This is a genomic window from Vibrio sp. 1401 (assembly GCF_033340295.1).
This window is the reverse complement of the sequence record NZ_JAWOWF010000874.1, coordinates 1-509: the sequence shown is the minus strand read 5'-3', so window position 1 is coordinate 509 and position 509 is coordinate 1. Positions and strand designations below refer to the sequence as shown.

Sequence of the window (509 nt, the reverse complement as noted above, 5' to 3'; positions counted from 1 at the left end):
TACCGCTGAGTGACGTGTTCAACGTGATGAACAACTTCGACATACGAGGATCGCTACGGACTTCGTGAGTCAATTTGTAACCATCCATCTCTGGCATTTCAGCGTCCGTGATCATCATTAACAGCTCTTTTTCAACATCACGACCTTCATCACACCAACGTTTGAGCACCGTTAATGCCTCTAAACCATCTCGGCACTCGATGATGTTCATACCCAATTGAGAAAGGGTGTCACGTACTTGGTTTCTTGCTGTCGAAGAGTCGTCTACGATAAGAACGTTACGTCCAACCATCGACTGCGATAAGTCGTGATCTAAGATATCTTCTGAGATAGTGACATCATAATGAACGATTTCCGCCAACACTTTCTCAACGTCAATAATCTCAACGATTTGAGAAGTATCACCATCTTTCACTTGGGTGATAGCTGTGAGGTAGTTAGAGCGTCCAGAAGTCGATGGCGGCGGCTGAATTTCAGTCCATGCGGTATTGATGATGTTACGTACCGGA

General features: G+C 45.2%; 1 protein-coding gene. It reads right to left on the bottom strand.

Annotated elements, in window-relative coordinates; genetic code table 11:
• Positions 1-509, bottom strand: a 509-nt coding sequence (locus R7Z77_RS28645; protein WP_318137472.1) for a response regulator, incomplete at both ends; no start/stop codon positions are given.